The 26,607-nt window shown below is 50.3% G+C and carries 23 protein-coding genes and 1 other annotated feature; of the genes, 16 read left to right on the top strand and 7 right to left on the bottom strand.

Features of this window, described 5'->3' with window-relative positions; all coding sequences use genetic code 11:
- Positions 1 to 20 precede the first annotated feature (20 nt).
- The 6 genes from LOK74_RS20825 to rpmH form a co-directional block, all read right to left on the bottom strand.
- The gene (locus tag LOK74_RS20825) at positions 21 to 1,796 is read right to left on the bottom strand and encodes a methyl-accepting chemotaxis protein (RefSeq protein WP_230043901.1); all 1,776 of its coding nucleotides are present in this window, start codon (positions 1,794 to 1,796) and stop codon (positions 21 to 23) included.
- 323 nt (positions 1,797 to 2,119) lie between these two features.
- Positions 2,120 to 2,743: an RNA-binding cell elongation regulator Jag/EloR gene (gene jag / locus LOK74_RS20830; RefSeq protein ID WP_230043902.1), complete on the bottom strand. Its 624-nt coding sequence runs from the start codon at positions 2,741 to 2,743 to the stop codon at positions 2,120 to 2,122.
- Entirely contained in the window at positions 2,740 to 3,498 is a 759-nt protein-coding gene (yidC, locus tag LOK74_RS20835; RefSeq protein WP_230043903.1) for a membrane protein insertase YidC, read from the bottom strand. The genes jag and yidC overlap by 4 nt, the downstream gene beginning before the upstream one ends.
- 40 nt (positions 3,499 to 3,538) lie before the next feature.
- Entirely contained in the window at positions 3,539 to 3,763 is a 225-nt protein-coding gene (yidD, locus tag LOK74_RS20840) for a membrane protein insertion efficiency factor YidD (protein ID WP_230043904.1), read from the bottom strand.
- A 6-nt stretch (positions 3,764 to 3,769) separates the two neighbouring features.
- A complete protein-coding gene (gene rnpA, locus LOK74_RS20845; protein WP_230043905.1) occupies positions 3,770 to 4,132 on the bottom strand; it encodes a ribonuclease P protein component in 363 nt (120 codons plus the stop codon).
- Positions 4,133 to 4,274: 142 nt separating this feature from the next.
- Entirely contained in the window at positions 4,275 to 4,409 is a 135-nt protein-coding gene (gene rpmH / locus LOK74_RS20850) for a 50S ribosomal protein L34 (protein ID WP_230043906.1), read from the bottom strand.
- Between the two features lie 586 nt (positions 4,410 to 4,995).
- On the opposite strand from rpmH, the gene dnaA reads away from it, so the two are divergent.
- From dnaA to LOK74_RS20895, 9 genes are all read left to right on the top strand, one after another.
- Positions 4,996 to 6,354, top strand: coding sequence for a chromosomal replication initiator protein DnaA (gene dnaA / locus LOK74_RS20855; RefSeq protein ID WP_230043907.1), 1,359 nt, complete (start codon positions 4,996 to 4,998; stop codon positions 6,352 to 6,354).
- A 230-nt stretch (positions 6,355 to 6,584) separates the two neighbouring features.
- Positions 6,585 to 7,724, top strand: a complete 1,140-nt coding sequence (gene dnaN, locus LOK74_RS20860) for a DNA polymerase III subunit beta (protein WP_230043908.1) — start codon at positions 6,585 to 6,587, stop codon at positions 7,722 to 7,724.
- A 19-nt stretch (positions 7,725 to 7,743) separates the two neighbouring features.
- A complete protein-coding gene (yaaA, locus tag LOK74_RS20865) occupies positions 7,744 to 7,959 on the top strand; it encodes a S4 domain-containing protein YaaA (protein ID WP_277613402.1) in 216 nt (71 codons plus the stop codon).
- Positions 7,960 to 7,972: 13 nt separating this feature from the next.
- Entirely contained in the window at positions 7,973 to 9,091 is a 1,119-nt protein-coding gene (gene recF / locus LOK74_RS20870; RefSeq protein WP_230043909.1) for a DNA replication/repair protein RecF, read from the top strand.
- Between the two features lie 11 nt (positions 9,092 to 9,102).
- Entirely contained in the window at positions 9,103 to 9,396 is a 294-nt protein-coding gene (remB, locus tag LOK74_RS20875; protein WP_230043910.1) for an extracellular matrix regulator RemB, read from the top strand.
- On the top strand, positions 9,396 to 11,321 hold the full coding sequence (gene gyrB / locus LOK74_RS20880) for a DNA topoisomerase (ATP-hydrolyzing) subunit B (protein ID WP_230043911.1): 1,926 nt from the start codon (positions 9,396 to 9,398) through the stop codon (positions 11,319 to 11,321). The genes remB and gyrB overlap by 1 nt, the downstream gene beginning before the upstream one ends.
- Before the next feature lie 201 nt (positions 11,322 to 11,522).
- The gene (gyrA, locus tag LOK74_RS20885) at positions 11,523 to 14,027 is read left to right on the top strand and encodes a DNA gyrase subunit A (protein WP_230043912.1); all 2,505 of its coding nucleotides are present in this window, start codon (positions 11,523 to 11,525) and stop codon (positions 14,025 to 14,027) included.
- Between the two features lie 126 nt (positions 14,028 to 14,153).
- A complete protein-coding gene (locus LOK74_RS20890) occupies positions 14,154 to 15,242 on the top strand; it encodes an HD-GYP domain-containing protein (protein ID WP_230043913.1) in 1,089 nt (362 codons plus the stop codon).
- Positions 15,243 to 15,403: 161 nt separating this feature from the next.
- Complete coding sequence (locus tag LOK74_RS20895; protein ID WP_230043914.1) at positions 15,404 to 16,648, top strand: putative glycoside hydrolase; 1,245 nt, start codon at positions 15,404 to 15,406, stop codon at positions 16,646 to 16,648.
- Here LOK74_RS20895 and LOK74_RS20900 read toward each other — a convergent pair.
- A complete protein-coding gene (locus LOK74_RS20900; protein ID WP_230043915.1) occupies positions 16,621 to 17,655 on the bottom strand; it encodes a YaaC family protein in 1,035 nt (344 codons plus the stop codon). The genes LOK74_RS20895 and LOK74_RS20900 overlap by 28 nt on opposite strands.
- 179 nt (positions 17,656 to 17,834) lie before the next feature.
- Here LOK74_RS20900 and guaB point away from each other — a divergent pair, with 179 nt between their 5' ends.
- The 7 genes from guaB to serS all read left to right on the top strand — a co-directional run bounded on the left by guaB (position 17,835) and on the right by serS (position 26,354).
- The gene (guaB, locus tag LOK74_RS20905) at positions 17,835 to 19,295 is read left to right on the top strand and encodes an IMP dehydrogenase (protein WP_230043916.1); all 1,461 of its coding nucleotides are present in this window, start codon (positions 17,835 to 17,837) and stop codon (positions 19,293 to 19,295) included.
- Between the two features lie 172 nt (positions 19,296 to 19,467).
- Entirely contained in the window at positions 19,468 to 20,763 is a 1,296-nt protein-coding gene (locus LOK74_RS20910) for a D-alanyl-D-alanine carboxypeptidase family protein (RefSeq protein ID WP_230043917.1), read from the top strand.
- Between the two features lie 142 nt (positions 20,764 to 20,905).
- Complete coding sequence (gene pdxS / locus LOK74_RS20915) at positions 20,906 to 21,790, top strand: pyridoxal 5'-phosphate synthase lyase subunit PdxS (RefSeq protein ID WP_230043918.1); 885 nt, start codon at positions 20,906 to 20,908, stop codon at positions 21,788 to 21,790.
- A 10-nt stretch (positions 21,791 to 21,800) separates the two neighbouring features.
- Positions 21,801 to 22,376: a pyridoxal 5'-phosphate synthase glutaminase subunit PdxT gene (pdxT, locus tag LOK74_RS20920; protein ID WP_230043919.1), complete on the top strand. Its 576-nt coding sequence runs from the start codon at positions 21,801 to 21,803 to the stop codon at positions 22,374 to 22,376.
- A gap of 220 nt (positions 22,377 to 22,596) precedes the next feature.
- Positions 22,597 to 22,932, top strand: a complete 336-nt coding sequence (locus LOK74_RS20925) for a hypothetical protein (protein ID WP_230043920.1) — start codon at positions 22,597 to 22,599, stop codon at positions 22,930 to 22,932.
- Between the two features lie 532 nt (positions 22,933 to 23,464).
- Positions 23,465 to 24,649, top strand: coding sequence for a bis-aminopropyl spermidine synthase family protein (locus LOK74_RS20930; protein WP_230043921.1), 1,185 nt, complete (start codon positions 23,465 to 23,467; stop codon positions 24,647 to 24,649).
- Between the two features lie 119 nt (positions 24,650 to 24,768).
- Positions 24,769 to 25,005, top strand: a binding site (T-box leader).
- A 68-nt stretch (positions 25,006 to 25,073) separates the two neighbouring features.
- Positions 25,074 to 26,354, top strand: coding sequence for a serine--tRNA ligase (gene serS / locus LOK74_RS20935; RefSeq protein ID WP_230043922.1), 1,281 nt, complete (start codon positions 25,074 to 25,076; stop codon positions 26,352 to 26,354).
- Positions 26,355 to 26,607: the final 253 nt, after the last annotated feature.

The raw sequence follows: 26,607 nt of genomic DNA on the forward strand, positions 1-26,607 counted from the left end.
TCCACTATGAACCCTGTCCCTTAACCCCGCTTTTCCAGCGTAAACATCGACACCGATTCCTGCAGCTCCTCAGCCATTTTGGACAGCGTACTGGTCGCTGCAAGGAACTCTTCCATGGAAGCATTCTGTTCTTCCGCTGCCGCTGCCACCACTTGCGAGTTGGCTGCTGACTGTTCAGATACCCCGGACACTTCTTCCATCGATTGAACCATAATCTCTGTTTGCGCGTGTACGTTGCGGACGATGGACGAAACTCCCTCCGCTTGGGTAGACAGTGTTTCCGTTGCGCTGACGATCTCCGCAAACACTCTCCCCGAACTGTTCACCTTCTCGATGCCGTCATCAAGGACTGTCGTACCGTCCGTCATCGCTTCCACCGCCCTCGCCGTATCCAATTGGATCTCCCGAATCAGGTCGCCAATCTGGCTGGCGGCTTCATTGGACTGTTCTGCCAGTTTTCTCACCTCGTCAGCCACGACGGCAAATCCGCGTCCCTGTTCTCCCGCTCTGGCTGCTTCAATGGCTGCGTTTAATGCGAGCAGGTTGGTCTGACTGGAGATGGTGGTTATCAGCGTGATAATCTGTTCAATTTCTTTTGACTTTGTTCCTAAAACATGAACCACACCTGCGGATGTGCCGATCTTTTCCTGTATCAAACTCATCTGTTCCACTGCCTGTTTTACCACCTGATGTCCTCTCGTTGCCTTGTCCATAACGACAGCAGACGATTCGGAAACAGACTGCACATGATGAGAAACCTGATCCATCCCGTTGGAAATCTCCGCAGTAGCATGCTGGGCAGCACGTACGCTGGACACCTGTTTTTCAGAACCTACTGCCACTTCCTGGATAGAACGCGTGATTTGCTCCGTCGCTTTGCCTGTCTCATCGGCACCAGCAGCCAATTGCTCCGCTGTAGAGGCGACCAGGTGTGAATTCAGCATCACTTTCCCCAGTATGGAGCGCAGTTGTTCGGTCATCGTAGTAAAGTTTCTGGCCATTTGCCCAAACTCGTCCGCCGACTGGTCATCAATCGTCTTGGTAAAGTCGCCTTGGGCCAAAGCCGCAGAGTGTTCGTTGATCTTGCCGATCTGCCGGGTCAGATAACGACTGTATAGATGAATCACCACGACAACCACCGCGACACCGATCACACAGATAACCAACAGTTTGTATAAAAGAGACTGAACCGGCGCGAACAATTCCGTTTCAGGAATCGTGAGCAGTAATACCCAGTCAAGGTCGTCAATCTTTTGAAAGTAGACTCTATGCTGCCCTAGTTCGTCTTCAAAAGCAGTCTGTCCACTATCCTGCTGAAAGACAATCTCACTCATCGCAGCCAACGATTGATTCTCTTCGTCTGCCAGTTTTCGCTTCATGATTTTTTCGGCATTAGGGGTAGCCAGGTAGTTTCCTTTGGAATCGAGCAGCACTGCCCACCCCTTGTCACCTACCCGAATCTCTGCAATCATCTGCTGAATGGTGCTGAGATCAATATCGCCTGTCGCCACGCCGAGGAATTGCTTGTTCGGATCAAATATGGGCACAGCGGCTGTCGTCATGGTGACGTCAAGTCTTTCATCGTAATAAGGATCCGTATAGCCAATGCCATTGGAAGCATTCTTTCCGATCTGGTACCATTCCCAACTGGGGTAATTGTATGCCGGATCGCTGTAATCCTCTGTTGCACTGATGGCATCTTTATCTCTGTAAGCATAGGTGGAAAAGTATTTGATCTCTGGTTGATAGGCGTACGGTTCGAAAAATACGCCCATGCCAAACGTGTCATCATTCACGGTTAAACTGTTTTTCAGGATCGCTTGATAATCGGACAGGCTGAATTCTGCAGCATGTGGCCTCCACGGCTCGAGCGACCGATTCCACCACCCTGGTGTGAGCGGTCAACTTCGTCTGAATTCCCTGAATCGTCTGACCTAATTGGACCGTCATTTTCTGATCGATTTCCTTACTTAGCAGGGAATACGAATAGTAATACGCAAAAGAGATCGACCTATCCCATAATACAAAAAGAAAATAGCCTGTCCATACAAGGCTATTCCCGCTGCCCGCTCTCTTTAACGAACCCTCGTGTAAAGTTAACATAGAAAAAGAAGCCATTTCAGGCTTCTTTTGGTGCAACCACGATATATCGGTGGGGTTCGGCCCCTTCGCTAAATGTCACAACATCATTGCGATTTTGCAAAAACGAGTGAATCACTTTCCGCTCTGCCGCCGACATTGGTTCCAGTCGTACATTTCGTCTCGTCTGCACCACTTTTCTAGCAATCCGCTCAGCTAGATTTTCCAGCGCTTCTTTTCGCCTGCTGCGGTAGTTTTCAGCATCCAAAACGATCCGGACGTGCTGCTCTTTCTGTCGGTTTCCGACGATGTTCACCAAGTACTGAAGGGCGTCGAGCGTCTGTCCGCGGCGGCCGATGATCATTCCCAAGTTGTCGCCGACAATGTCGAACAAGACAACTTCAGTCTGTTGATGAACGTCAATCCGAGCATTCACGTTCATCTTCTGCAAGACCTCTGTCAGGAACTCCTTCCCTGCCTCAACGGGATCATGCCGATACTCCACTTCCACCTTCGCTTCCCGCGTACCGATCAACCCAAACAATCCCTTGCTTGGCTCCTCCAGTACGCGAATCGATACCTTGCTGCGCGGCACAGCTAACTCTTGCAGCGCCTTCTCGACGGCATCATCGATCGTTTTTGCCGTGGCCACCACCTTTTTCACTTAGCGGTTCCCCCTTTAGGACTTGACTGCGTATTTTTGTCCCGGTAAAGGAAATACGTTTGAACAATCGTGAACAGGTTGCCGTACACCCAGTACAGCGAAAGTGCAGACGGCAGGGTGACAGCAATCGCCAGAATCATAATCGGCATCAACACGTACATCATCTGCATCTGCGGGTTGTTCTGCATGACCGCACCCATCACTTTTGACTGCAGATACGTAGTGATCGCCGCCAATATCGGCAGTATGTAGTAAGGATCAGGCTGACCGAGTGCCATCCAGAGGAAGTTGTGGTCTTTGATCTCCGGCGCCCGGATAATCGCGTGATAAAAGGCAATCAAAATCGGCATCTGGACCAGCAGCGGCAGACAACCAGCCAGCGGGTTGATGTTGTGTTTTTGGAACAACATCATCGTCTCCTGCTGTGCCTTTTGAGGATCGTTCTTGTATTTCTCGCGGATCTTCTGCATCTCTGGCTGCAACTCCTGCATTTTCTTGGAGCTCTTAATTTGTTTGATCATCAGCGGAAGAACGATCAGCCGGATGATGATGGTAGCAACCAAAATCCCCAAGCCGTAGTTGTCACCGAGCAATAGAGAGGACTCCCGGATCAGCCAATACAGCGGCCAGACGAAGAATTGATCCCAAAAACCTTCCGATTCCTCACTGATCGGGGGTGGATTTGTCACATTACACCCGGACAGGAGCAGCATCAGCCCCCCCAATATGACAAGGCTGAGAATCCGTTTATTCAAAGGAATATGCCTCCTTTTGTGCGATATCAATATTCTCGTGTTACTTCTTGTATTTTTCGGGAACCGGATCAACACCGCCCGGATGAAAAGGATGACATTTGACAATGCGCACGACAGCTAATCTGCCACCCCGCCATACGCCATGTTTTTGAATCGCTTCCAAGGCATAATGAGAACAGGTTGGCGCAAATCGACACGATGGCGGTTTTAATGGGGAGATAAACAACTGATAACCCCGAATAAGCCACATCACCAGTCTACGCATCTCTCTCTACCTTTTTTCCTTATGTAAAGAACGCATGATCACTTTCGCCCGCTTCAGTGCATGAACGAGTGATCTGCGCAGTTCGTCATACGCTAAACTCTCCGTCCCCTGACGAGCAATGATGACCAGATCGTACTCATCAACAATCTGCTGTTCCAGGCTGGCGATCGCCTCACGAATGTAGCGCTTGACTCGGTTTCGCGTAACGGCGTTGCCTATTTTTTTACTGACCGATATGCCGACGCGGAAATCGGCTTGTCCCTCTTTCGGCAGCGTGTACACGACGAATTGCCGATTTGCCGAAGAGGTTCCCTTCTGAAACACAACCTGGAACTCCTCGTTTTTCTTGAGCCGATGGGAGCGATGCAAGACGAACAACCCCTAACAAAAACATTATAGTAAAAAAAGGGAACGGCATCCACCCAGTATGCCCAGTTTACGCCTCTTTTTTCCTATGTACCGGGGGCGAACAATCCTACTTATAGAAAAAAAAGGCCACCGATTCTGTGGCCTAGGCGGATAATACCTTTCTTCCTTTACGACGACGGGCCGCTAAGACCTTACGACCGTTCTTTGTGCTCATACGCTTACGGAACCCGTGGTCTTTTTTCCGCTTACGAGTATTTGGATTAAACGTTGGTTTCATTTCCTGTACACCTCCGTCCTACAGACAATCATGGAGCCTTTCTACTAATTAGGAAGCATCGATAAAATGATTCTGCTTCACACGATAGGCATTCTTTCGCATTATAAAAAGGATTGGCCAAAAAGTCAAGAGAACCGCTTTCCAACCAACCGAACAAATTATCCCCAACCAATTATTTCCCGCGCCTGTGGATAAGGGAAATTATTCACAATCCACATTTCGACAAGCTTATCGACAATTTGTACACAAAATCTAGGGGTGTGTATGAGTGGTTTACACAAGTGGTTGTGTTTGTGGATAAGTAGGAAAAAACCATTGATATCACTCATTTTATTTGATATGATGTTTGTGTTTTGAAGCGTGAACAAGTGATACGACACATCTATTTTTCCACAGTCTGTGGATAATTTTGTGGACAGATATTGCATCTTGTGTATGGATTATTCACATGGTTGCGAATAAATGTCTTATTTTTTTCACTTTTTGCGCCGATATCATACTTGTATGCCTTAGCTTATCCACAGCTCCTGTTGATCTACGGATCACGTTGATGGGACTATACGACACTTGAGAGGAGGGATCCTTGGTGGACTCCGCCGTTAGCGAACTTTGGCGAAAAGTGCTGGCAAAGATCGAAAAAACACTTAGCAAACCCAGCTTTGATACTTGGCTAAAGGCGACTAAGGCGACCACACTGGAGGAAGATGCACTGATCGTGTCTGCGCCCAATGAATTCGCACGCGACTGGCTTGAATCCCGGTACTCGCCTCTGATCACTGATACACTTTATGAGACGACCGGCATCAATATGAAAGTAAAGTTTGTCGTTCCCCAAGATCCCGACTTAGGACTGACGGACGAGATTCCGGCTCCCAACCCGAAGACGCCTGTTCAGCCATCGGTTGGAGACGACCAGCCACCAAGCATCCTAAACCCGAAGTACACATTCGATACGTTTGTCATCGGCTCCGGCAACCGCTTCGCCCATGCAGCATCGCTGGCTGTCGCGGAGGCACCGGCCAAAGCGTATAACCCACTGTTCATTTACGGTGGTGTAGGACTTGGCAAAACCCACTTGATGCACGCAATCGGTCATTATGTGTTGGAACACAATCCATCGGCCAAGGTGGTTTACCTTTCCTCCGAAAAATTCACGAATGAGTTTATCAACTCGATTCGCGACAATAAAACGGTCGATTTTCGCAACAAATACCGCAGTGTTGACGTTTTATTAATTGACGACATCCAGTTTTTGGCGGGTAAGGAACAGACCCAAGAGGAATTTTTTCATACTTTTAATGCCTTGCACGAAGAGAGCAAGCAGATTGTGATTTCTTCCGATCGGCCTCCCAAAGAGATCCCGACTTTGGAAGATCGCCTGCGTTCGCGGTTTGAGTGGGGATTGATCACCGACATTCAGCCGCCGGATCTGGAGACCCGAATCGCCATTTTGCGCAAGAAGGCAAAAGCAGAAAATCTGGATATTCCCAACGAAGTGATGATTTACATCGCCAATCAAATCGATACGAACATCCGTGAACTGGAAGGTGCGCTCATTCGCGTAGTCGCTTATTCTTCCCTGATAAACCGCGATATCGATGCGAACCTGGCGGCGGAGGCATTGAAGGATATCATTCCTTCCTCTCGTCCCCGCGTCATCACGATTATGGACATTCAACGTGCAGTGGGAGAAGAATTTAGTCTCAAACTGGAAGATTTTAAAGCGAAGAAGCGGACCAAATCTGTCGCCTACCCGCGGCAGATCGCGATGTATCTCTCCCGCGAGCTAACGGATGCTTCTCTGCCCAAGATCGGTGACGAATTCGGCGGCAGAGACCACACAACCGTCATCCACGCCCACGAAAAAATCTCCAAGGCTCTGCTGACAGATCCGCAGCTGCAAGTAACCGTTCAGTCGCTGATTGAAAAATTGAAAAGCAACTAACCTGTGAACAACCGGAGAAAGCCTGTACACAACTTACTCACATGTGTATAGGCTCTCTTTGTCCAGCTTGACCATGGATATCCACATATTCACAGCAACTATTACTACTTCTGTCTTTTTTAAAAAATAAATTATATATAAGATTACCTAATTTACATGTAATGCCGATTACATACCCGTTATGCCACTTGACCAATGTAGACATCCTTCTTGTACTGGGGGTAAACAACATGCATATTACCGTTCAACGAGAAAAGCTCTCGACTGCCGTATCTCATGTAATGAAAGCTGTATCGACCAGGACGACGATGCCGATCCTGACAGGGATCAAGGTAAAGGCGGACGAGGAAGGCCTTACCTTAACAGCCAGTGATTCCGATATCTCGATCGAAGTCCATATTCCTGTAGAAGAGGCAGACGAGTGGGGAGTTACCGTTCATCAACCGGGAAGTGTTGTCCTGACAGCACGTATCTTCGGTGAGATTGTCCGGAAACTTCCGCATGAAGAGATTCAACTGGAAGCGGATGAGCGATTGATGGTAACGATCCGTTCCGGGCAATCGGAGTTCACGATCAATGGGATGAATGCCGATGAGTTTCCCCAGTTAATGCAGCTTGAGGAAGAAAAGGTGCTCAGCATCCCTAGTGATTTGCTGAAGACGCTGATCAAACAAACCGTGTTTGCTGTTTCCACTTCGGAGATGAGACCGATTCTTACCGGGATCATGTGGTCGCTGGAGCAAGGACAGCTTACGTTTGTTTCGACAGACAGCCACCGCTTAGCCAGCAGAAAGGCAGCGGTCGAATGTTCTCCTGATCTTCACTTTCATAATGTTGTGGTACCGGGTAAAAGCTGCAACGAATTGGTTAAAATTTTAGATGACAACCAAGATCCGGTCGATATCGTAGTCGGCGACAACCAGATCATGGTCAGAGCCAACCACATTCTGTTCTACTCTCGGCTGTTGGAGGGAGCTTATCCCGATACCTCGAGGATTATTCCTCAAGGCAGCAAAACCGAGTTGGTGGTCAATTCCAAGGATTTCCTGCATTCGATCGAACGGGCTTCCCTGTTAAGCCGGGAAGGCAAATCAAATGTAGTCCGCCTTTCCACTATGGATGGAGAATCGATTGAAATCTCCTCAAACGCTCCGGAGATCGGAAAAGTGGTCGAACTGGTTCGGCCCCAGTCACTTAGCGGGGAAGAACTGAAGATTTCGTTCAATGCGAAGTACATGATCGATGCTCTTCGCTCCATGGAGAACGCGGAGATCAAAGTTAGCTTTACCGGGTCGATGAGTCCTTTCGTGTTGAAGCCGACCGAGCATGACTGGATCTTGCACTTAATCCTGCCAGTGCGCACGTATTGATGCGCGGAAGGGAGTACTGATGAACATCGTTTCGATCCGAACCGACTACATTACACTGGGCCAGTTTCTGAAGTTGGCCGGTGTGATCGATACCGGGGGTATGGCCAAGGCGTTCCTGGAGGAAGTGCCGATTCAAGTAAACGGTGTAGCGGACAATCGGCGGGGACGAAAGCTTTACCCGGAAGATCGTGTGGAGATCGAAGGTTTCGGCACGTATCAAGTCACCCGCGAGTGAGAGGGGAGCTGCCTTGTTTTTACGGGATTTGTCGTTGACCAACTATCGCAACTACGAGTCACTGTCGCTGTCATTTGATCAACCGATCAACTTGTTTGTCGGCAATAATGCGCAAGGAAAGACAAATGTTCTGGAGTCGATCTACGTCTTGGCATTGGCGAAGTCACACCGGACCTCCAAAGATAAGGAATTGATCGCCTGGGAGGCGGAATATGCGACAATCCGTAGCGAAGTAAAACGACGCTACGGATCTGTTCGTTTAGAGATCCAGTTGACGACGAAAGGGAAAAAGGCAAAGATCAATGGCCTGGAACAGCGGAAATTGAGTGAGTATATTGGTGCAATCAATGCTGTCATGTTTGCCCCTGAGGATCTGGCGATTGTAAAAGGGGCACCGGCGCAGCGCCGCCGATTTCTCGATATGGAAATCGGGCAGGTCTCACCCACGTATCTGTACTACCTGACTAACTTCAACAAAGTCCTCGCCCAACGAAACCAGTTGCTCAAAGACCTGGCCATGAAAAAAAGCGATTCCAGAGAGATGATTGAGATTTGGAATACCCAATTGGCCGATTTAGCGGTAAAATTATTACAAAAGCGGTTTGAGTTTTTGCGCAAGCTGGAGACGTGGGCCAACAGCATCCACACAGGGATTACCGATGGGAGAGAGAATCTCACCCTGCACTACGAGAACACGTCACCAGTAGTGGAAGGGATGGACCACACGGAGGGATGTGAGGCGATTCTTGCCTCTCTGGAAGAAATCTTCGAGCGGGAAAAAATGCGTGGAAGCACCTTGATCGGTCCGCACCGTGACGATTTCTCCTTGCGCATTAACGGTGTAGATGTGCAGGCGTTTGGCTCTCAGGGACAGCAGCGGACCACCGCCCTGTCGCTAAAACTGGCTGAGATCGAGTTGATCAAAGAAGAGGTGGGAGAGTATCCGATTCTCCTGCTCGATGACGTATTGTCTGAATTGGATGAACATCGACAAACGCTGCTTCTGGAAACGATTCAGGAGAAAGTGCAGACGTTTGTCACCAGCACGGGAGTGGAAGGCTTAAAGCATCAGGTGCTGCAGCAGGCGGATCGCTATTACGTTCAGGCAGGCACGATCCTCACGGAAAGGTAAGGTGATAGAGTATGTTTTTGCACATCGGTGGAGATACAGTGGTCAGCATCAAGGATGTGATCTCGATTGTCGATCATCAATCGGTGAAAACCTCAAAAATCACAAAAAAGTTCCTTGAGGATGACCGAAAAACTAAAAGACTTGTCGATACTAATCAAGAAGAGACCAAATCGTACGTGATTACCAAGGACGCCATTTATTGTTCCCCGATTTCTTCCCTTACCTTAAAACGACGCGCACAGTACGTAAACAGTTTGGATCCATTCCCAGCTGAGCAGACTGATTTCGAGGAGTTGACAGAGTAGTGGAACAGCTTACGGCAAAAGATCAGAACTACGACGCGAGTCAAATACAGGTACTGGAAGGGTTGGAGGCTGTCCGGAAACGACCCGGAATGTACATCGGCTCTACCAGCAGCCGTGGGCTGCACCACCTGGTGTGGGAAATCGTCGATAACGCCATCGACGAGGCATTGGCTGGCTACTGTGACGAGATTCATGTCTACATTCGTCCCGACAATACGGTCACCGTGACAGACAATGGTCGCGGGATTCCCACAGGTATTCATGACAAGACGGGTAAATCAACGGTTGAAACCGTATTGACCGTGCTTCACGCCGGAGGAAAGTTTGGCGGCGGAGGCTATAAAGTGTCCGGCGGCTTGCACGGCGTAGGCAGTTCCGTGGTGAACGCTTTGTCCGAGTGGTTGGAAGTGGAAGTGAAGCAGAACGGCAATGTCTATTTTATGCGCTTCAACCACGGTGTTCCGGAAGCGGATCTGAAAGTGGTAGGGGAGACAGAGGAAACGGGAACGATCGTTTCCTTTAAGCCTGACCCTGGGATTTTTACGGAGACAACCGAGTTTGAATACGAGGTGCTGCAAAAGCGGCTGCGGGAACTTGCTTTCCTAAACAAAGGACTGCGCATCGTACTGCATGATGAGCGGGCGGAACAGGAACGGACGGAAGAATTCCACTTTGAAGGCGGGATTATCCAGTTCGTGGAGTATCTCAACAAAAACCGCGAGAGTCTGCATGAAGATGTGATCTACTGCGAAGGAGAAAAAGACGGACTGCTGGTCGAAGTGGCGCTGCAGTACAACGACAGCTATGTGAGCAACATTTACTCCTTTGCCAACAACATCAATACGCACGAAGGCGGTACTCATGAAGCCGGGTTTAAAACGGCGCTGACGCGTGTGATCAACGACTACAGCCGCAAGTTTAACTTTCTCAAGGAGAAAGACCCCAACTTGTCAGGGGAAGATGTCCGGGAAGGCATTACGGCGATCATCTCGGTCAAAATACCGGAGCCGCAATTCGAGGGTCAGACCAAAACAAAACTGGGCAACTCGGAGGCGCGCAGTGTGACGGAGTCGGTTTTTAGCGCCCGATTTACGGAGTTTATGGAGGAGAACCCGTCCGTCGCCAAAAAGATTGTGGAGAAAGCGCTGATGGCGGCACGGGCCCGGGAAGCGGCCCGGAAAGCACGGGAATTTACCCGACGGAAAAGCGCATTGGAAGTGAGTGCGCTGCCTGGAAAACTGGCCGACTGTTCGTCCAAGGATGCTTCGGAGAGCGAACTGTTTGTGGTCGAGGGGGATTCGGCGGGAGGTTCCGCCAAGTCAGGACGCGACCGCCACTTCCAGGCCATTCTTCCGCTGCGCGGAAAGGTGCTCAACGTAGAAAAATCGCGTCTCGACAAGATTTTGGCCAATAACGAAATCCGGGCGATCATCACTGCACTGGGAACGGGAATTGGCGAGGATTTTGACATTTCCAAAGCACGCTATCACAAGATCGTGATTATGACGGACGCAGATGTCGACGGGTCGCACATCCGGACGCTCTTGCTAACCTTCTTTTATCGCTACATGCGTCCCTTGATCGAAGCCGGTTATGTCTATATTGCACAGCCGCCGCTCTACAGCATCAAGCAGGGGAAGGCCTTGCACTATGCGTTTAACGATCGGCAGCGGGACGAGATCCTGCGTACGCTGAAACCGACGCCAAAACCGTCTGTTCAGCGCTACAAGGGATTGGGTGAAATGAATGCGGAACAACTGTGGGAGACGACGATGAACCCGGATGGCCGCACACTGCTGCAGGTCAGTCTGGAAGATGCGATGGACGCGGATATGGTATTCGAGACGCTGATGGGTGACGATGTGGAACCGCGGCGGGAGTTTATCGAGGAGCATGCGCTCAACGTACGCAATCTGGATATCTAGGGGTTTTCCAGTAGAAAAACTCAGCCGGTGAGGGTATGCACGCATCAATAGACCTGTATCCCGGCTGAGCTTTTTTCTTTTTTGAGTAGGGATTGCCAAACCATCGTTGATACGGGTTGTACCATGTCCGCTTTTGGACTAGTTTACTTGAAATATGGTATAATTACGTATTGTTGAAAACCAGTTGGAGGGTTATCGTCTATGGCAGAAGCTACACCTCAGTTTCCAAAAATAGATATCAGCCAGGAGATGCGCAGTTCGTTCATCGACTATGCGATGAGTGTCATTGTCAGCCGTGCACTGCCGGATGTGCGTGATGGATTAAAACCGGTCCATCGCCGTATCCTGTACGCTATGCACGATATGGGCCTTACACCGGACAAAGCGTTTCGTAAGTCGGCTCACGTCGTCGGTGAAGTGATGGCCAACTATCACCCGCACGGTGACTCTGCCATATACGAGACCATGGTTCGTTTGGCACAGAATTTTAATATTCGGTATACCCTGGTGGAAGGCCAGGGCAACTTCGGTTCCGTCGACGGCGACCCGGCAGCGGCGATGCGGTATACGGAGTCGCGCCTCTCAAAGCTGGCTCTGGAACTGCTGCGGGATATTGAAAAAGAAACAGTTGATTTCACGCCAAACTACGACGGCCACAAGGAAGAACCGGTCGTTCTCCCTTCACGTTTCCCCAATCTGCTGGTGAACGGTGCGTCTGGTATCGCTGTCGGTATGGCTACCAACATTCCGCCACACAACCTGGGTGAAGTGATCGACGGCGTTACGGCGATGATCGACAATCCGAACATTACCATTCAGGAATTGATGCAGATCATCAAAGGACCGGACTTCCCGACTGCCGGCGAAATTCTTGGTCGCAGCGGAATCCGCAAAGCGTATGAAACCGGTCGGGGCTCGATTGTGATGCGAGCCAAGACGTTGATCGAAGAAGAGAACGGGAAAGCACGCATCATCGTGACCGAGATCCCCTATCAGGTCAACAAAGCGCGGTTAGTGGAAAAAATCGCCGAACTGGTGCGCGAAAAGAAAATCGACGGGATTACCGATCTGCGAGACGAATCAGATCGCAAAGGGATGCGGATCGTGATCGAACTGCGCCGCGATGTGATCCCTAAAGTCGTGTTGAACAATCTGTTTAAACATACCCAAATGCAGAGTACATTTGGCGTCAATATGCTTGCCTTGGTAGAAGGCCGGCCACGGGTGCTCAACCTACGCGACCTGGTGTACCACTATCTGGAACACCAACGCGTCATCATCCGCCGTCGTACCGAATACGATCTGCGGCAAGCAGAAGCTCGCGCCCACATCTTGGAGGGACTGCGGATTGCGCTGGACCACATCGATGAGATCATCAGCCTGATCCGCGCTTCCCAGACCACTGAGGAAGCACGCGAAGGATTGATGAGCCAATTCGGTCTCAGCTACGATCAAGCACAGGCTATTCTCGACATGCGTCTGCAGCGCCTGACCGGACTGGAGCGGGAAAAGATCGAAAACGAGTACCAGGAGCTGCTGGCTAAAATCAACGAATACCGTGCTATTCTTGCCGATGAAGGCAAAATCTATGCGATCGTGCGCGAAGAAATGAACGAAATCAAAGCGAAGTTCGCAGACGAGCGCCGGACCAGGATCACGATCAATGAAGACAGCATCGAAGACGCTGATCTGATCCCAGAAGAAGACGTCGTCATCACGCTGACGCACAGCGGTTATATCAAGCGTCTGCCGGTCTCCACCTACCGCAGCCAGAAGCGAGGCGGGCGAGGCGTACAGGGAATCGGTACGCGAGAAGACGACTTTGTCGAACACCTGCACATCACCAATTCCCATGATTACATCATGTTCTTCACCAACAAAGGGAAAGTATACCGTCTGAAAGGATATGAGATCCCGGATCTCAGCCGAACTGCCAAAGGTACCCCGATCATCAACTTGATTCAGATCGAGAAGGGCGAACACGTCAGCACGGTGATCCCGGTCAAGGAATTCCGCAAAGATCGGTACCTGTTCTTCGCTACCAAGAAAGGTGTGGTGAAGAAGACCGAACTCTCCGCATATGAGAACGTCCGCAAAGTGGGCTTGTTTGCGATCAATTTGCGCGAGGATGACGAATTGATCGGCGTTCGGTTTACCGACGGAGATCAAGAGATTATCATGGGTACGAAGAAGGGCATGTCAGTCCGGTTCCGGGAGGAAGATGTCCGCACCATGGGACGCGGCGCAACCGGGGTCAAAGGGATTACGCTTGATCCAGATGATGACGTCATCGACATGGATGTGGTCAAGGAGAATGCCGACGTTCTGATTGTTACGGCTAAAGGATACGGCAAGCGAACGCCGATTGCCGAGTATCGCCTGCAGAGCCGGGGTGGAAAAGGAATTAAGACGCACAATGTGACCGAACGGAGCGGTCAGGTGGTTGGACTCAAAGTGGTCGAGTCAGACGAGGACCTGATGATCGTCACCACAACCGGGATTATTATCCGTCTGGAAGTAAAAGGAATATCAACGATGGGACGCTATACACAGGGCGTCAAGTTGATCCGTCTTGCGGAAAACGAAGAAGTAGGCTCCGTGGCCAAGGTTGCCGCCAGTGAGGATGACGATCTTGAGCCGGAGGAAGAGGTAGCAGCCAAGGATGAACAGCAGCCCGACGAAGTTGATCCGGAAGATGAGGCGTAGGTGAACAGGGAGCGGGTGATCCTTACTAGGACCCCGCTCCTATTTTTTAGCAGATAAATTGAACGATTGTCACATGATTGGTAAAAGAGTACTATTAAAACAAGAATGTCTCGGGAGGTTTGTCCGATGCCCATTGTCTCTGTTAAGAAGATTTCCCCAAGGGCAAGGTTGGCGGAAGATGTGCACACTCCACTTGGCGGACTGCTTTTTGCGAAAGGAACTGTGATCGAGGAGCACGAACGTCAGTTTTTGGAAGCTTTTCAGATTTATGAGATCGTGATTGAAGAGACAAATGAGACAGGGGCTGTTGAGGGGAAAAAAAGCGCAGACGGCCAAGAGAAGACGTCACAGCCGAGTGCCGACAAACCGACAAAGAAACAAGACCTGGAAACCATCTACGACCAAACGGTGAAGACTTTTCGCCATCTGATGCGCAACATCGAGAGCGGCTCGCCCATTCCGGTGCTCGAGGTACGAAAGGCCATCACCCCGTTGCTGGAAAGTGGAAAGGAACATCCGGACATTACTATTACGCTGCGTAAGGTAACCAATGCTGAACAGTATTTGTATGAACATTCCATCGCAGTTGGGCTCCTTTCTTTTATCCTGGCCCAATGGCTGCAGATGCCAGAGAAAGAATGGATGCAGGTGGCGCTGGCCGGTACCCTGGTTGATATCGGCAAGACCAAGATAGATCCTCAGATTTTGTGGAAACCGGGAAAACTGACCGCAGAAGAGTTTGAAGAGATGAAACGCCACACCGTATACGGTTATCAGATGATTCGGGAAGCAACAGGGTTGAATGAAGGAGTAGCCCTTGCCGCCCTGCAGCATCACGAACGAGAGGATGGCAGCGGCTATCCGCTTGGCTTGACCGGGCAAAAACTTCACCTGTACAGCAAAGTTGTGGCGGTGGCTGACGTATACCATGCGATGTGCTCCAATCGGATTCATCAGGAGGCAACCTCCCCTTATCTGGTGGTGGAACAACTGCTGCGGGACAGTTTTGGCAAACTGGATCCAAGGATCGTGCATACGTTTGTTAACGGAATTACCCGGTTCTCTGTTGGAACCGTCGTAAAGTTAAGCGATGGAAGAGTCGGCAAGATTGTCTTTACAGATCAGAATCATCCCACCCGACCGCTGATCGAGACGAGTAGCGGCATCGTCAACTTGATGGAAGCGAAGGACTTGTTTATCAGACAAGTGATGTGAGGGAAACCGCCATATTCTTGGCGGTTTTTCTGTTTGCAAAAAGAGGTACTCAGTGGTGGACAACAACCACGGGATATCATGATATACTAAAGATGTCGGAGGACGTCAGATTTCGGCGAACCATTACGATTGATCATCATCTGTAGGGGGACTGGGACGGGATGACCGGGTATAGTAACAGAACCATCAAGTTAACAACAACCACAATCTCCCTGTTGCTTATGGTAGGATTGGCGGGATGCTCCCTCATCCCGACCGCCACAGAACAAAGCGGACCAACAAATGAGAGTGGTGCTGCAGCGGAAAAGACTACCCAGCCAAACAAGCTGGAAACAGCGCTGCCAGCCGCGGATTGGAATGAAAGCAGTCTGCTGTACTCGCCTCAACAGGTGGAAAGGATGAAAATTCCGGTTAAGGCAAAAGGAATCTACTTAACAGGGTGGTCGGCCGGCAACAGCAATTTTCAAAAATTGCTGAATCTGGTGAATGATACCGAATTGAATGCCATGGTGATCGATATGAAGGAAGATGAGGGGCGGATCACGTACCAATCAGAGGTTCCCATGGTGAATGAGACTGGTGCTGACGGGACGACGTTTATCCAGGATGTCGATAAACTGATTCATACGGTCCACCAGAATAATGTCTACTCCATTGCCCGCATCGTCTGCTTTAAGGACCCTTTCCTTGCAGGCAAAAAAACGGAATGGGCGATGCAAAAAAAGACCGGTGGCATTTGGCGTGACAAGCAGGGTGTGATGTGGATCGATCCGTACCGTAAAGATGTGTGGGATTACAACATCGCGATTGCCAAAGAAGCAGCTAAAAAAGGCTTTAAAGAGATTCAGTTCGATTACGTCCGGTTTCCTACAAGTGGGAAACAAGTTGACCGGGAAGTGGCGTTTTACAATCAGAACGGCAAACCCAAACAGCAGGTAATTGCCGATTTTCTTGCCTATGCCAAAAAAGAACTGGAGCCGTACAATGTGTACGTCTCCGCCGACATTTTTGGACTGGTGCCATCTGTAACCGATGACATGGCAATCGGGCAGAAATGGGAACTGGTGACACCGATCGTCGATTATATCAGCCCGATGATGTATCCATCTCACTACGCTAACGGGACATACGGACTGCCTGTCCCCGATGCGAAGCCGTACGAAACGATCCGTGAGGGATTGCTTGACGCTCAAGAGAAAGATGCAAAACTGAGAGCCAACAATCAGCCAACAGCCATCATACGCCCTTGGTATCAGGATTTTACGGCAACCTGGGTACGCGGCCATATCCCTTATGGTCCCCGCGAGGTTTTGGCCCAGATTCGCGCCGGTCAAGAGTTGGGAGTGGATCAGTATCTGATCTGGGACGCCGGAAACAGCTACAGCGAAGGCGCCTGGAGGAAATAACGCTCCTCCCCGGTCAATCTCTCGTACACGTACAAGGGAAACAATTGGCGGTGTATGGCGAGAAAACGATGCACCTGATACACTTCTGCCATCGTCCGTGATAAGACCAATTCACCCCACCACTCTGTCTCATATCGACAGAGCATGCTCAAGACATACAATAGCAAGTAATGGGCTGCCCATCCGGGAAGGGGCAGTTGATCTGTCGAACCGTTCCAGAAAAGATAACGATCTGCCGAATGGGCTGCAAGGAGGGGGTGCTGTTGTAAGCGGACCCCCTCCGGACCTTGAGCGTGGATCGCTCTGGTCGCTTGGCGGTCAGGCTGGGTCAACGAATCAGTCTTGTCGGACTTCAGATCCTCTTGGGCCGGGTAAAAATGCACGTTGGGTGGCGATACCCGGTTCAAGTAAGCAGCTAGCGTGTCCGTCGAATAAGCAAGCGGCCCACTGCTATCATGTGGAAACAACAGCTGCATTCCAGGTGATGAAAAGATGGCTTGTATCGGTTTCCACGCACTCGTAAAACCTGATTGACTGTAGTCACTCACCAGTTCAGGCAATGAGGCGAACAAGTAGTCAAGCGTATAGCGATCCTGCACGATCGTCAGTCGCAGAGAGTGGGCTAACTGGGGAAACAGTCCCTCCTTTTGTGGACGCACTTCATCTTGCAGCAGTTGATAGGTGCTTTTTTTCCGTTTGCGAGTCGTCACCCCGTGCTGCAGCATGCGGCTGTTCTGCGGATAATCGGGCTCCCTCGTGATCAAGAGCGCCTTCAACAGGTTCACACACCCATAAAAGAGCAGCAGCGGTTGAATCAGCAGGTCGCCCTCTGCCGAGGCCAAATAATAGGTGCGTGCCTGGATACAGGTGTACATAAAGCGATGACTCTGCTGATAGGCCAGGCGCTCGGGATTGTCCAGTCCTGCCGCAGCGTATCGCTCAGCCAAAAAATGACGCGCAGTCGGCTCTGTCTCCAGATAGCGAAACGGATCCCAAGCAGAGCACAAGAAGATCACCCCTATTATGACAGAATATTCGTGATTATGAGAGAAATCATCTTTATTTCGCGTTTGGGTATGCATATTTTCCCCTCAGATCCGAATAATATAAGCGTTCCTTGACAGTAAATTAAGCCGTTTGCTAAACTTGCGATAAAACATTTTTGGGGCGAAAGGAGATCATTACTGTGTGGGAAAATAAATTCGTCAAAGAAGGGTTAACGTTTGACGATGTATTGCTAGTCCCGGCCAGATCAGAAATACTACCGCGGGACGTTGACGTGACGACCACGTTAAGTGATGCGGTCAAGTTAAACATTCCGCTGATCAGTGCAGGAATGGATACCGTTACGGAATCGAAGCTGGCTATCGCCATGGCAAGACAGGGTGGAATCGGTGTCATTCATAAAAATATGTCGATCGAACAGCAGGCAAGTGAAGTTGACCGGGTAAAACGCTCTGAAAGCGGCGTCATTACCAATCCATTTTCCCTGACTCCTGAACATACCGTATCCGACGCTGACGCTTTGATGGGCAAGTATCGGATTTCCGGCGTCCCGATTGTCGATGAACAGAATCACCTTGTCGGCATCCTCACCAATCGCGATCTTCGTTTTATCCACGATTTCAGCACACCTATTTCTCAAGTGATGACGAAAGAAAATCTGGTGACAGCACCTGTTGGCACCACATTGCAGCAGGCTGAGTTGATTTTGCAACAGCATAAAATCGAGAAGCTGCCGTTGGTTGACGAAAACAATGTCCTAAAGGGATTGATTACGATCAAGGACATTGAGAAAGCAATCCAGTATCCTCATGCTGCGAAGGACAAGCAGGGGCGTCTCTTATGCGCAGCAGCCATTGGCGTGTCAGCCGATACGTTTGACCGTGCAGCAGCACTGGTGAAAGCGGGCGTGGACATGCTGGTCGTCGATACAGCCCACGGTCACTCCCGTGGTGTGATTGAGACGGTGAAAGAACTTCGCAAACAATACCCTGATCTAACGATTGTCGCCGGCAACGTGGCAACCGGTGAAGCAACTCGTGATCTGATTGAGGCAGGAGCCTCCGTGATCAAAGTGGGGATCGGTCCAGGTTCGATCTGTACGACCCGGGTGGTGGCCGGTATCGGTGTGCCGCAGATTACTGCGATCTATGATTGTGCGACCGTAGCACGTGAGTACAACGTACCGATCATTGCCGATGGCGGGATAAAATTTTCCGGTGACCTGGCCAAAGCGATCGGAGCAGGTGCTTCTGCTGTGATGATCGGCAGCTTGTTTGCCGGGACGGAAGAAAGCCCTGGGGAGTTTGAGATCTTCCAAGGCCGTCGTTTCAAAGTTTACCGCGGCATGGGATCGATTGGCGCGATGAAGGCGGGAAGCAAGGATCGCTACTTCCAGGAAAACGAACAGAAACTGGTTCCAGAAGGGATCGAGGGACGCGTTCCCTACAAAGGGCCGCTCGCGGACGTGGTCTATCAGATGGTAGGAGGGCTGCGCTCCGGCATGGGTTACTGCGGAACCAAAACGATTGAAGAACTAAAAAACAACTCGCGGTTTATCCGCATCACGGGTGCAGGACTGCGGGAAAGCCATCCTCACGATGTGCAAATCACCAAGGAAGCACCCAACTACTCGATTTCTTAATTTATCAGCAGCTCCTTTTCCAACCATGGAAAGGGAGTTGTTTTATGTAAAAAAATCCCTTTCCGAGAAAGGCTCTGATCGGACAATCATTTGTGGTAAACTTATGGTTGTGTTAACGCGAAAGTCCAAAAAGATATCAAAGTAGAAAGCGAACGACCGGGAGAGTGATACCATGATGTGGCAAAGATGCACAAAGCGACTCGCCCTATTTGTTCTGGCCGTCGCCCTGTTTTCTTCTTCGCTGTTGTCGGGGATGCCTGATGTTGAGGCTGCTGAGGCGCAGCCTAACCTGCAGCTCGAGGTAAAGTCGGCAATTCTTGTGGAGGCTTCTACAGGCAAGATCTTGTATAAGAATAATGAAAACCTTCCGCTGCCGCCGGCCAGCATGACCAAGATGATGACGGAATACTTGGTGCTGGAAGCAATTAAGGAAGGGAAAATCGATTGGGAAGAAATGGTCCCTGTCAGTGAGTATGCCTTTTTTATCGCACGGATACCAGACTCTGCCGGTGTGTATCTGAACATGGGAGAAGAGCACTCGGTCAAGGAACTGTACAAAGCGATGGCGGTCGTCTCCGCAAATGACGCGACGGCTTTGCTGGCAGAAAAGGTAGCCGGCAGTGAGCGAAACTTCGTCGACATGATGAATCAGAAGGCAAAAGAACTGGGAATGTCCAATTCCCGCTTTGTAACATCGACCGGGCTGCCGGCTGATGAATTGGGGCCGTATTCGCCGGATACGGACCAGGATAACGTGATGTCGGCTCGTGATGCAGCCATACTTGCCCGAGCGTTGATTCGCGATTTCCCGGAAGCGCTGGAATATTCCAAGATTCCACGGCTAAAGTTTCGCGAGAATTTTGAGAAAGCCAACTACAACTGGATGTTGCCGGGACTTCCTAGCGAGTACCCGGGTGCAGACGGGCTTAAAACGGGCTACACCGATGAAGCGAAATACTGTTTTACCGGTACGGCTAGCCGAGACGGGATACGATTGATCAGCGTCGTGATGGGAACGAGCAGTGATATGAAGCGCTTTGCCGAGACCAAAAAGCTGTATGATTACGGATTCAGCAACTACAAGCTGGTCAAAAAGCATGACAAAGAGCAGGCGATTAAAGGGCATGAGACAGCCGAAGTAAAGAAAGGTGTTGAGCTGACCGTACCCGCCGTGACCGGTGACCAAGTAACTGTTCTGGCCAAGATTGGTGAGGAAGGCAAACTGACTCCCACTGTCACATACCGAAGCGATCTGACGGCGCCGATCAAAAAAGGACAAGCGATTGGCAAAGTGGTGTACGCGGAACAAGGCGTGACCGAGGCAGATTACCTGCAAGCAGATGACTTTGCGAACCTGGGTACCGATCTGGTAGCAGCGCAGGATGTAGAAGAAGCGAGCTGGATCCGCTTGCTGTTCAGGAGTATTATCCAGTTTCTCGCCAATATTATTAACGATGTGATTGGTTAAGACTAAAGATTGGAATGGTATCAATTCCTAGTACGTTGGTTGTCATTACGACAGCAGATGGTTTACAATAGACATATTCAGAGGGATCATCTCAATTGATCTGGAAGAGAGTATAGAACATTCCGGTGGGAGGCATATCAAGATGGCTGAAACAGGTACACAACGTGTCAAACGGGGTATGGCAGAAATGCAAAAAGGCGGCGTCATCATGGACGTGGTTAACGCCGAACAAGCAAAAATTGCAGAAGCAGCGGGTGCGGTAGCCGTAATGGCACTGGAGCGCGTCCCGTCTGACATCCGTGCTGCCGGTGGTGTAGCCCGCATGGCAGACCTGGGTATTGTGGAAGAAGTATTGAACGCCGTATCGATTCCGGTCATGGCCAAAGCGCGGATCGGTCATTTCGTCGAGGCTCGTGTATTGGAATCGATGGGTGTGGACTATATTGACGAGAGTGAAGTGCTGACCCCAGCGGACGAGTTATATCATATCAACAAAAAAGATTTCACCGTACCGTTTGTCTGCGGTGCGCGCGATCTGGGCGAAGCACTGCGCCGTATCGGGGAAGGGGCTTCGATGATCCGTACCAAAGGGGAGCCAGGTACGGGCAACATCGTGGAAGCGGTACGTCACATGCGTACGGTACAGGCTCAGATCCGCCGCGTGCAGAGCATGTCTTACGATGAATTGATGGCGGAGGCAAAGAATCTTGGCGCACCGTACGACCTGTTGGAGTATGTGCACAAGAACGGAAAGCTGCCTGTGGTCAACTTCGCCGCCGGTGGTGTGGCCACACCGTCTGACGCTGCTCTGATGATGCAGCTGGGTGCAGACGGAGTCTTTGTCGGCTCTGGCATTTTCAAATCGGAGAATCCGGAGAAGTTCGCCCGTGCGATTGTAGAAGCAACCACTCACTATACCGATTACGAATTGATTGCGAGCGTCTCCAAAGGCCTTGGCGCCGCGATGACGGGGATCGAGATTTCCCAGCTTCGCGAAGCGGACCGCATGCAAGAGCGCGGCTGGTAAGGTGAACAAGATGAAGATTGGCGTACTTGCCCTGCAAGGAGCGGTGATCGAGCATCTGCGCATGCTGGAGCAAGCGGGAGCGGAAGCCGTCGCCGTCAAAAAACGAGAGCAGTTACAAGAAGTGGACGGGCTGATCATCCCCGGCGGGGAGAGCACCACGATCAGCAAACTGATGCACAAATATGGGTTCATGGAGGACGTGCGCCAGTTTCCGGCGGAACAGAAGCCGCTGTTCGGCACGTGTGCCGGTGCGATCCTTTTGGCCAATCGGATCAGTGGACAGGCAGAAGCACACCTCGGTGTAATGGATATCAAAGTGGAGAGGAACGGTTTTGGGCGGCAGAAGGATAGTTTTGAAGCCATCCTGCCGATCGCTGATGTGGGACCAGACTTTCCAGCCGTTTTCATCCGGGCACCGTATATCATGGAAGTTGGGGAATCGGTACAGGTTCTGGCCAAGTACGATCAGAAAATTGTTGCGGCCCGGCAGGGATTGTGTCTGGCCTGTGCGTTTCATCCGGAATTGACGGAGGATTACCGTTTCCACAGGTATTTCCTTGAGATGGTAAAAGAATACCGCGCATAGCAAAGATGTTTTTCACTCTAGATGACTTTAAGCCCGTGACCATACAATCGCGGGCTTCCTTTTTGCTTCCCAAGCTTTACGATTACCATACTTTTTCAGCTCTGCCTTCGTCAAGCTCATCTTCCTCATTCTGCAGGACGGGAATTGGCGGAAGATAGACAAGGTGAGTGGCGCGGGGGAGAGTAGCTGTTTTCCCCAGTGCATGAGGGAGGTTTGTTTTGTGACCTTTGATAAACAAAGCATTCGGAGAGCTATTTGGTGGCTTTTTATAGCTTTATTCCTTGCCGCAGGTTATGTAATTAGGGATGGGTATTTTGATCCCATATTAGCCAGCACAGCAGTCATTGTTGATAAAATGGAGGAGCAGCGTGACAATAATGACGAGTTAATGAACTACGAAAACTTAACAGCTCGAGCTTCTCACGTATCCTATAGGCAGTATCAGGTCGGAGAGAGTATTGAGGTGACTTACAAAAAGCCTTACCTCTCCAAAATCTTTTTGAAAGATACAGAAATACTAACAATGAAACCAGTGGAATTGCAGAAATCGAGCTAGTTATGCTCGCATATAACACGTTTTACATTGGTTATGGCAAAGGAGCCTTGACAGACGGCGCTTGTTTTTTTACAATATCCTTATCCTTCCAGACTGGAGAGATGTTGATGTCGGCGATTGTTCTTAACGAAGCAGGAATTGCATAGAGGAGGCGACCCGTTCCATTGCAGGGAAGCATGCTGCTGTAGAGCAGTCTGTTTGTGATGGAAAAAATGCCTCATCTCGTTCGTTATAGGAACAGCGGATATCTCACCATTTCTCCCGATATGATTGCCTCTTTGGCGCCATCCGTGCTGGTTCAGCACGTTTTTTTATTCTTTCGGAACGGATCTGTTTGCGATTGCGATAGACAACGAAAGGATGGGCAAGGCGCTTTTCGATGTGATAACAGGCAGGGAATGGCGACGTTGTACGCCATTCTTTGCCTGTTTTTGTTTTGCATCCGTTAGGAAGATGGTGGGATCAATCAACCGGGCAAGACCAGCCTGCCAACGTTGGCTGAGATTGTCCGATCATGAAAGGATTGATCACCATGAAACAATATTTAGAAGAAATCAGTTCCCGTGTTTCGCTGCAGGAAGGGCCGGGAGCTCTCGAACAGCTTATTATTGCCTGCTATATTCGACCCGGTATCTCTACAAAAGAACTGGCCCGGACATTACGGCTGCCGGTTCCGGTAACAGCTGCCGTGAAAAAAGAGCTTATCAAAGCAGGCCTGCTGGAACAAAAGCGTGGTGTCCACTGTACGGTCACATGCAAAGCATACCTGGATACTGAATGGGGCTTTATGGGGATGAATCATCGTTTGTATCGTGAGCTGATGGCCGATCAAACTGGAACCTCTCCCATAATAAAAGAGATGCAATCTCGTTTGACTCCCTATTTTTCCGCTCGGCCTTCCGTTGACGTACGGATCGATCAGTCAAAATGCACGGTGGATACCAGTTTGCGCCGCGCTCTTCTCTGCTTGCAGCATGACGCGCTAATCGGCAAAAACGTGTTGTGTCTCGGAGATGATGATCTCGTCTGCGTCTCGCTTGGCTTTCTGCTGAAACAACTGTTTCCCCGTGTCCAACGTCAGAAAACGACGATTACAGTTGTCGATGTGGATAAGCGGATTCTGCGGCACATCGAAGAGATCGCAGAAGTAGAACAATTGCCGATCAGATGCATCCGCGCAGATTTGCGGCGTCCTCTCCCCAGTGGAATGCAGGGACAGTTTGACGCCTTTTTTACCGATCCTCCTTATACGCTGCAAGGGATGATGCTGTTTTTGTCACGCGGGATCAGCGCTCTCAAGCACCAAACAGGTCTGCCCATCTTTTTCTCTTTTGCTCACAAGTCTCCTGGCTTCAGTCTGACCATGCAGCGTTCGTTGGTGCAGATGGGGTTGATGGTCAGTGAGATTATCCCGCAGTTTAACCAGTACGAAGGAGCAGAGATGATCGGCAATAGAGGGCAGATGATCATCTTGAAAACGACAGAAGAGACGTCTCCTCATGTAATAGCTGACTACGATGATGCTCTGTATACCGGGGAACTGAAAAGAACCATGCGCACCTACCAATGCAAACAATGCGGTATCTCGATATTCGTAGGAGCACAGGGCATGTACGCGACGATTGAGGAACTGAAGCGACAGGGGTGCCCTGCTTGTCCAAACAACACGTTTCTGTTGCTGGGAACGGAAATGTTGCCCAAGGATGGTCAGAGATGAGATGACACCATGTTCGTAGACTCCATGTTAGCAACCTGCCCCCCGAAAGCGTAATCTTCTTCACCTTTACACCCGCATAAGATAAGTAGTATAGTTAAATAATAAGAGAAAAGAAGATTGTCAAAGCGAAGACGAGAACAAGTACTCTGCATTCGTTGGTCAAGAGAGTCGGTGGCTGGTGGAAACCGTCCCTGCGGGCAGAGGAATCCATCTCGGAGTGGTGAGGGAGACAACTTCACCCGGCAACGTGCCGTTAACACGACAAGAGGGCAGATGCATGCTTTTTATGATGTTCTAAAAAAAGCATTCATTTGTCAAAAAGGGTGGCAACGCGGGTTTACACACTCGTCCCTTACCGGGGATGGGTGTTTTTATTTTTGTCCATGAAGATTTTGTGTATGTGTAGCATGGGAGGGATGATACGATGTTGGACGTAAAGGTATTGCGACATGATTTGGATGAGGTGAGACGACGTCTTGCCCACAGAAACGAAGACATTTCCGCTCTGGACCAGTTTGCCGAAGTGGATGCAAATCGCCGTCAGGTGATTCAGGAAGCAGAAGTGTTGAAAAACAAGCGCAATACGGTCTCCGATCAGGTGGCTGCACTAAAGCGGAACAAGCAGGATGCAGATCATCTGATTGCCGAGATGAAAGAAGTAAACGAGCGGATCAAGGCACTGGATGAACAACTGCGTGAGCTGGATGAGCAGCTGCATGAGATCCTGCTTAGTCTGCCTAACCTGCCACATGAAAGTACACCGGTCGGCGAATCGGAAGAGGATAACGTCGTGGCCCGTACATGGGGTGAAGCGCAGAAGTTCGATTTCGAGCCGAAGCCGCACTGGGAGCTGGCACAGCAGTTAGGTATAGTCGATTTTGAGGCAGCAGCCAAGGTGACGGGAAGCCGCTTTGTCTTTTACCGCGGATTGGGTGCGCGGCTGGAGCGTGCCTTGATGAACTTTATGCTTGATCTGCACGTTGACCAGGATGGGTATGAAGAACTGCTGCCCCCCTACATTGTCAATCGAGCCAGTATGACGGGTACAGGCCAACTGCCCAAGTTTGAAGAAGACGCGTTCAAGCTGGAGGGACCCGATTACTTTTTGATCCCGACTGCGGAGGTGCCGGTGACCAATCTATTCCGCGATGAGATTCTGGATGGCGCGATGCTGCCGCGAAACTTTGCCGCATACAGCGCGTGTTTCCGTTCGGAGGCCGGTTCGGCAGGTCGCGACACACGCGGATTGATTCGACAGCATCAGTTCAACAAGGTGGAATTGGTCAAGTTCGTCAAACCGGAAGATTCGTACGAAGAATTAGAGAAGCTGGTTGCTCAGGCGGAGAAGGTTTTGCAGCTGTTGGGCTTGCCCTATCGGGTCATGAGCATGTGTACGGGAGATCTCGGTTTTACAGCGGCCAAAAAGTACGATTTGGAAGTATGGCTGCCAAGCTATGATACCTATCGGGAAATCTCGTCCTGCTCCAACTTTGAGGATTTCCAGGCGCGCCGGGCCAATATCCGCTTCCGCCGTGATACCAAGTCCAAGCCAGAGTTTGTTCACACGCTAAATGGCTCTGCTTTGGCCATTGGCCGGACCGTTGCTGCGATTTTGGAGAACTACCAGCAAGCTGACGGGGGTGTCTTGATTCCCGAAGCGTTGCGGCCTTACATGGGAGGAATCGAGCGGATCTCGGCTAGATAGCAGGGCAGACGAAGCGCCAAAAAGTGATTTTCAAGTTGTCAGCAGGTGTGATGCATTCCATGTGAAGGCTCTTTCTGCTGAAACAGCAACGCCTATATCTATAATGATCACCTATATATGGATACTAATGACATCGTACCAATCATCGGTACCAAATAGGTAAGCTCCCCTGGCATCGTAGTCAGGGGAGTTTTTTCGTGCCAGGGGTTTGGTTCATCCTTCGGCTGTCAAAGCAATATCTGACTGCTCCGTC

This window comes from Brevibacillus humidisoli (genome assembly GCF_020923435.1).
In the GTDB taxonomy this organism is placed as follows: Bacteria; Bacillota; Bacilli; order Brevibacillales; family Brevibacillaceae; genus Brevibacillus_E; species Brevibacillus_E humidisoli.

Coding starts and splice junctions, on each gene's coding strand:
- rpmH (WP_230043906.1), bottom strand. CDS start 4,409: ATGAAACCAACGTTTAATCCAAATACTCGTAAGCGGAAAAAAGACCAC.
- yaaA (WP_277613402.1), top strand. CDS start 7,744: ATGAACATCGTTTCGATCCGAACCGACTACATTACACTGGGCCAGTTT.
- remB (WP_230043910.1), top strand. CDS start 9,103: ATGTTTTTGCACATCGGTGGAGATACAGTGGTCAGCATCAAGGATGTG.
- LOK74_RS20890 (WP_230043913.1), top strand. CDS start 14,154: ATGCCCATTGTCTCTGTTAAGAAGATTTCCCCAAGGGCAAGGTTGGCG.
- pdxT (WP_230043919.1), top strand. CDS start 21,801: ATGAAGATTGGCGTACTTGCCCTGCAAGGAGCGGTGATCGAGCATCTG.
- LOK74_RS20895 (WP_230043914.1), top strand. CDS start 15,404: ATGACCGGGTATAGTAACAGAACCATCAAGTTAACAACAACCACAATC.
- serS (WP_230043922.1), top strand. CDS start 25,074: ATGTTGGACGTAAAGGTATTGCGACATGATTTGGATGAGGTGAGACGA.
- gyrA (WP_230043912.1), top strand. CDS start 11,523: ATGGCAGAAGCTACACCTCAGTTTCCAAAAATAGATATCAGCCAGGAG.
- dnaN (WP_230043908.1), top strand. CDS start 6,585: ATGCATATTACCGTTCAACGAGAAAAGCTCTCGACTGCCGTATCTCAT.
- yidD (WP_230043904.1), bottom strand. CDS start 3,763: ATGCGTAGACTGGTGATGTGGCTTATTCGGGGTTATCAGTTGTTTATC.
- LOK74_RS20930 (WP_230043921.1), top strand. CDS start 23,465: ATGAAACAATATTTAGAAGAAATCAGTTCCCGTGTTTCGCTGCAGGAA.
- pdxS (WP_230043918.1), top strand. CDS start 20,906: ATGGCTGAAACAGGTACACAACGTGTCAAACGGGGTATGGCAGAAATG.
- LOK74_RS20910 (WP_230043917.1), top strand. CDS start 19,468: ATGATGTGGCAAAGATGCACAAAGCGACTCGCCCTATTTGTTCTGGCC.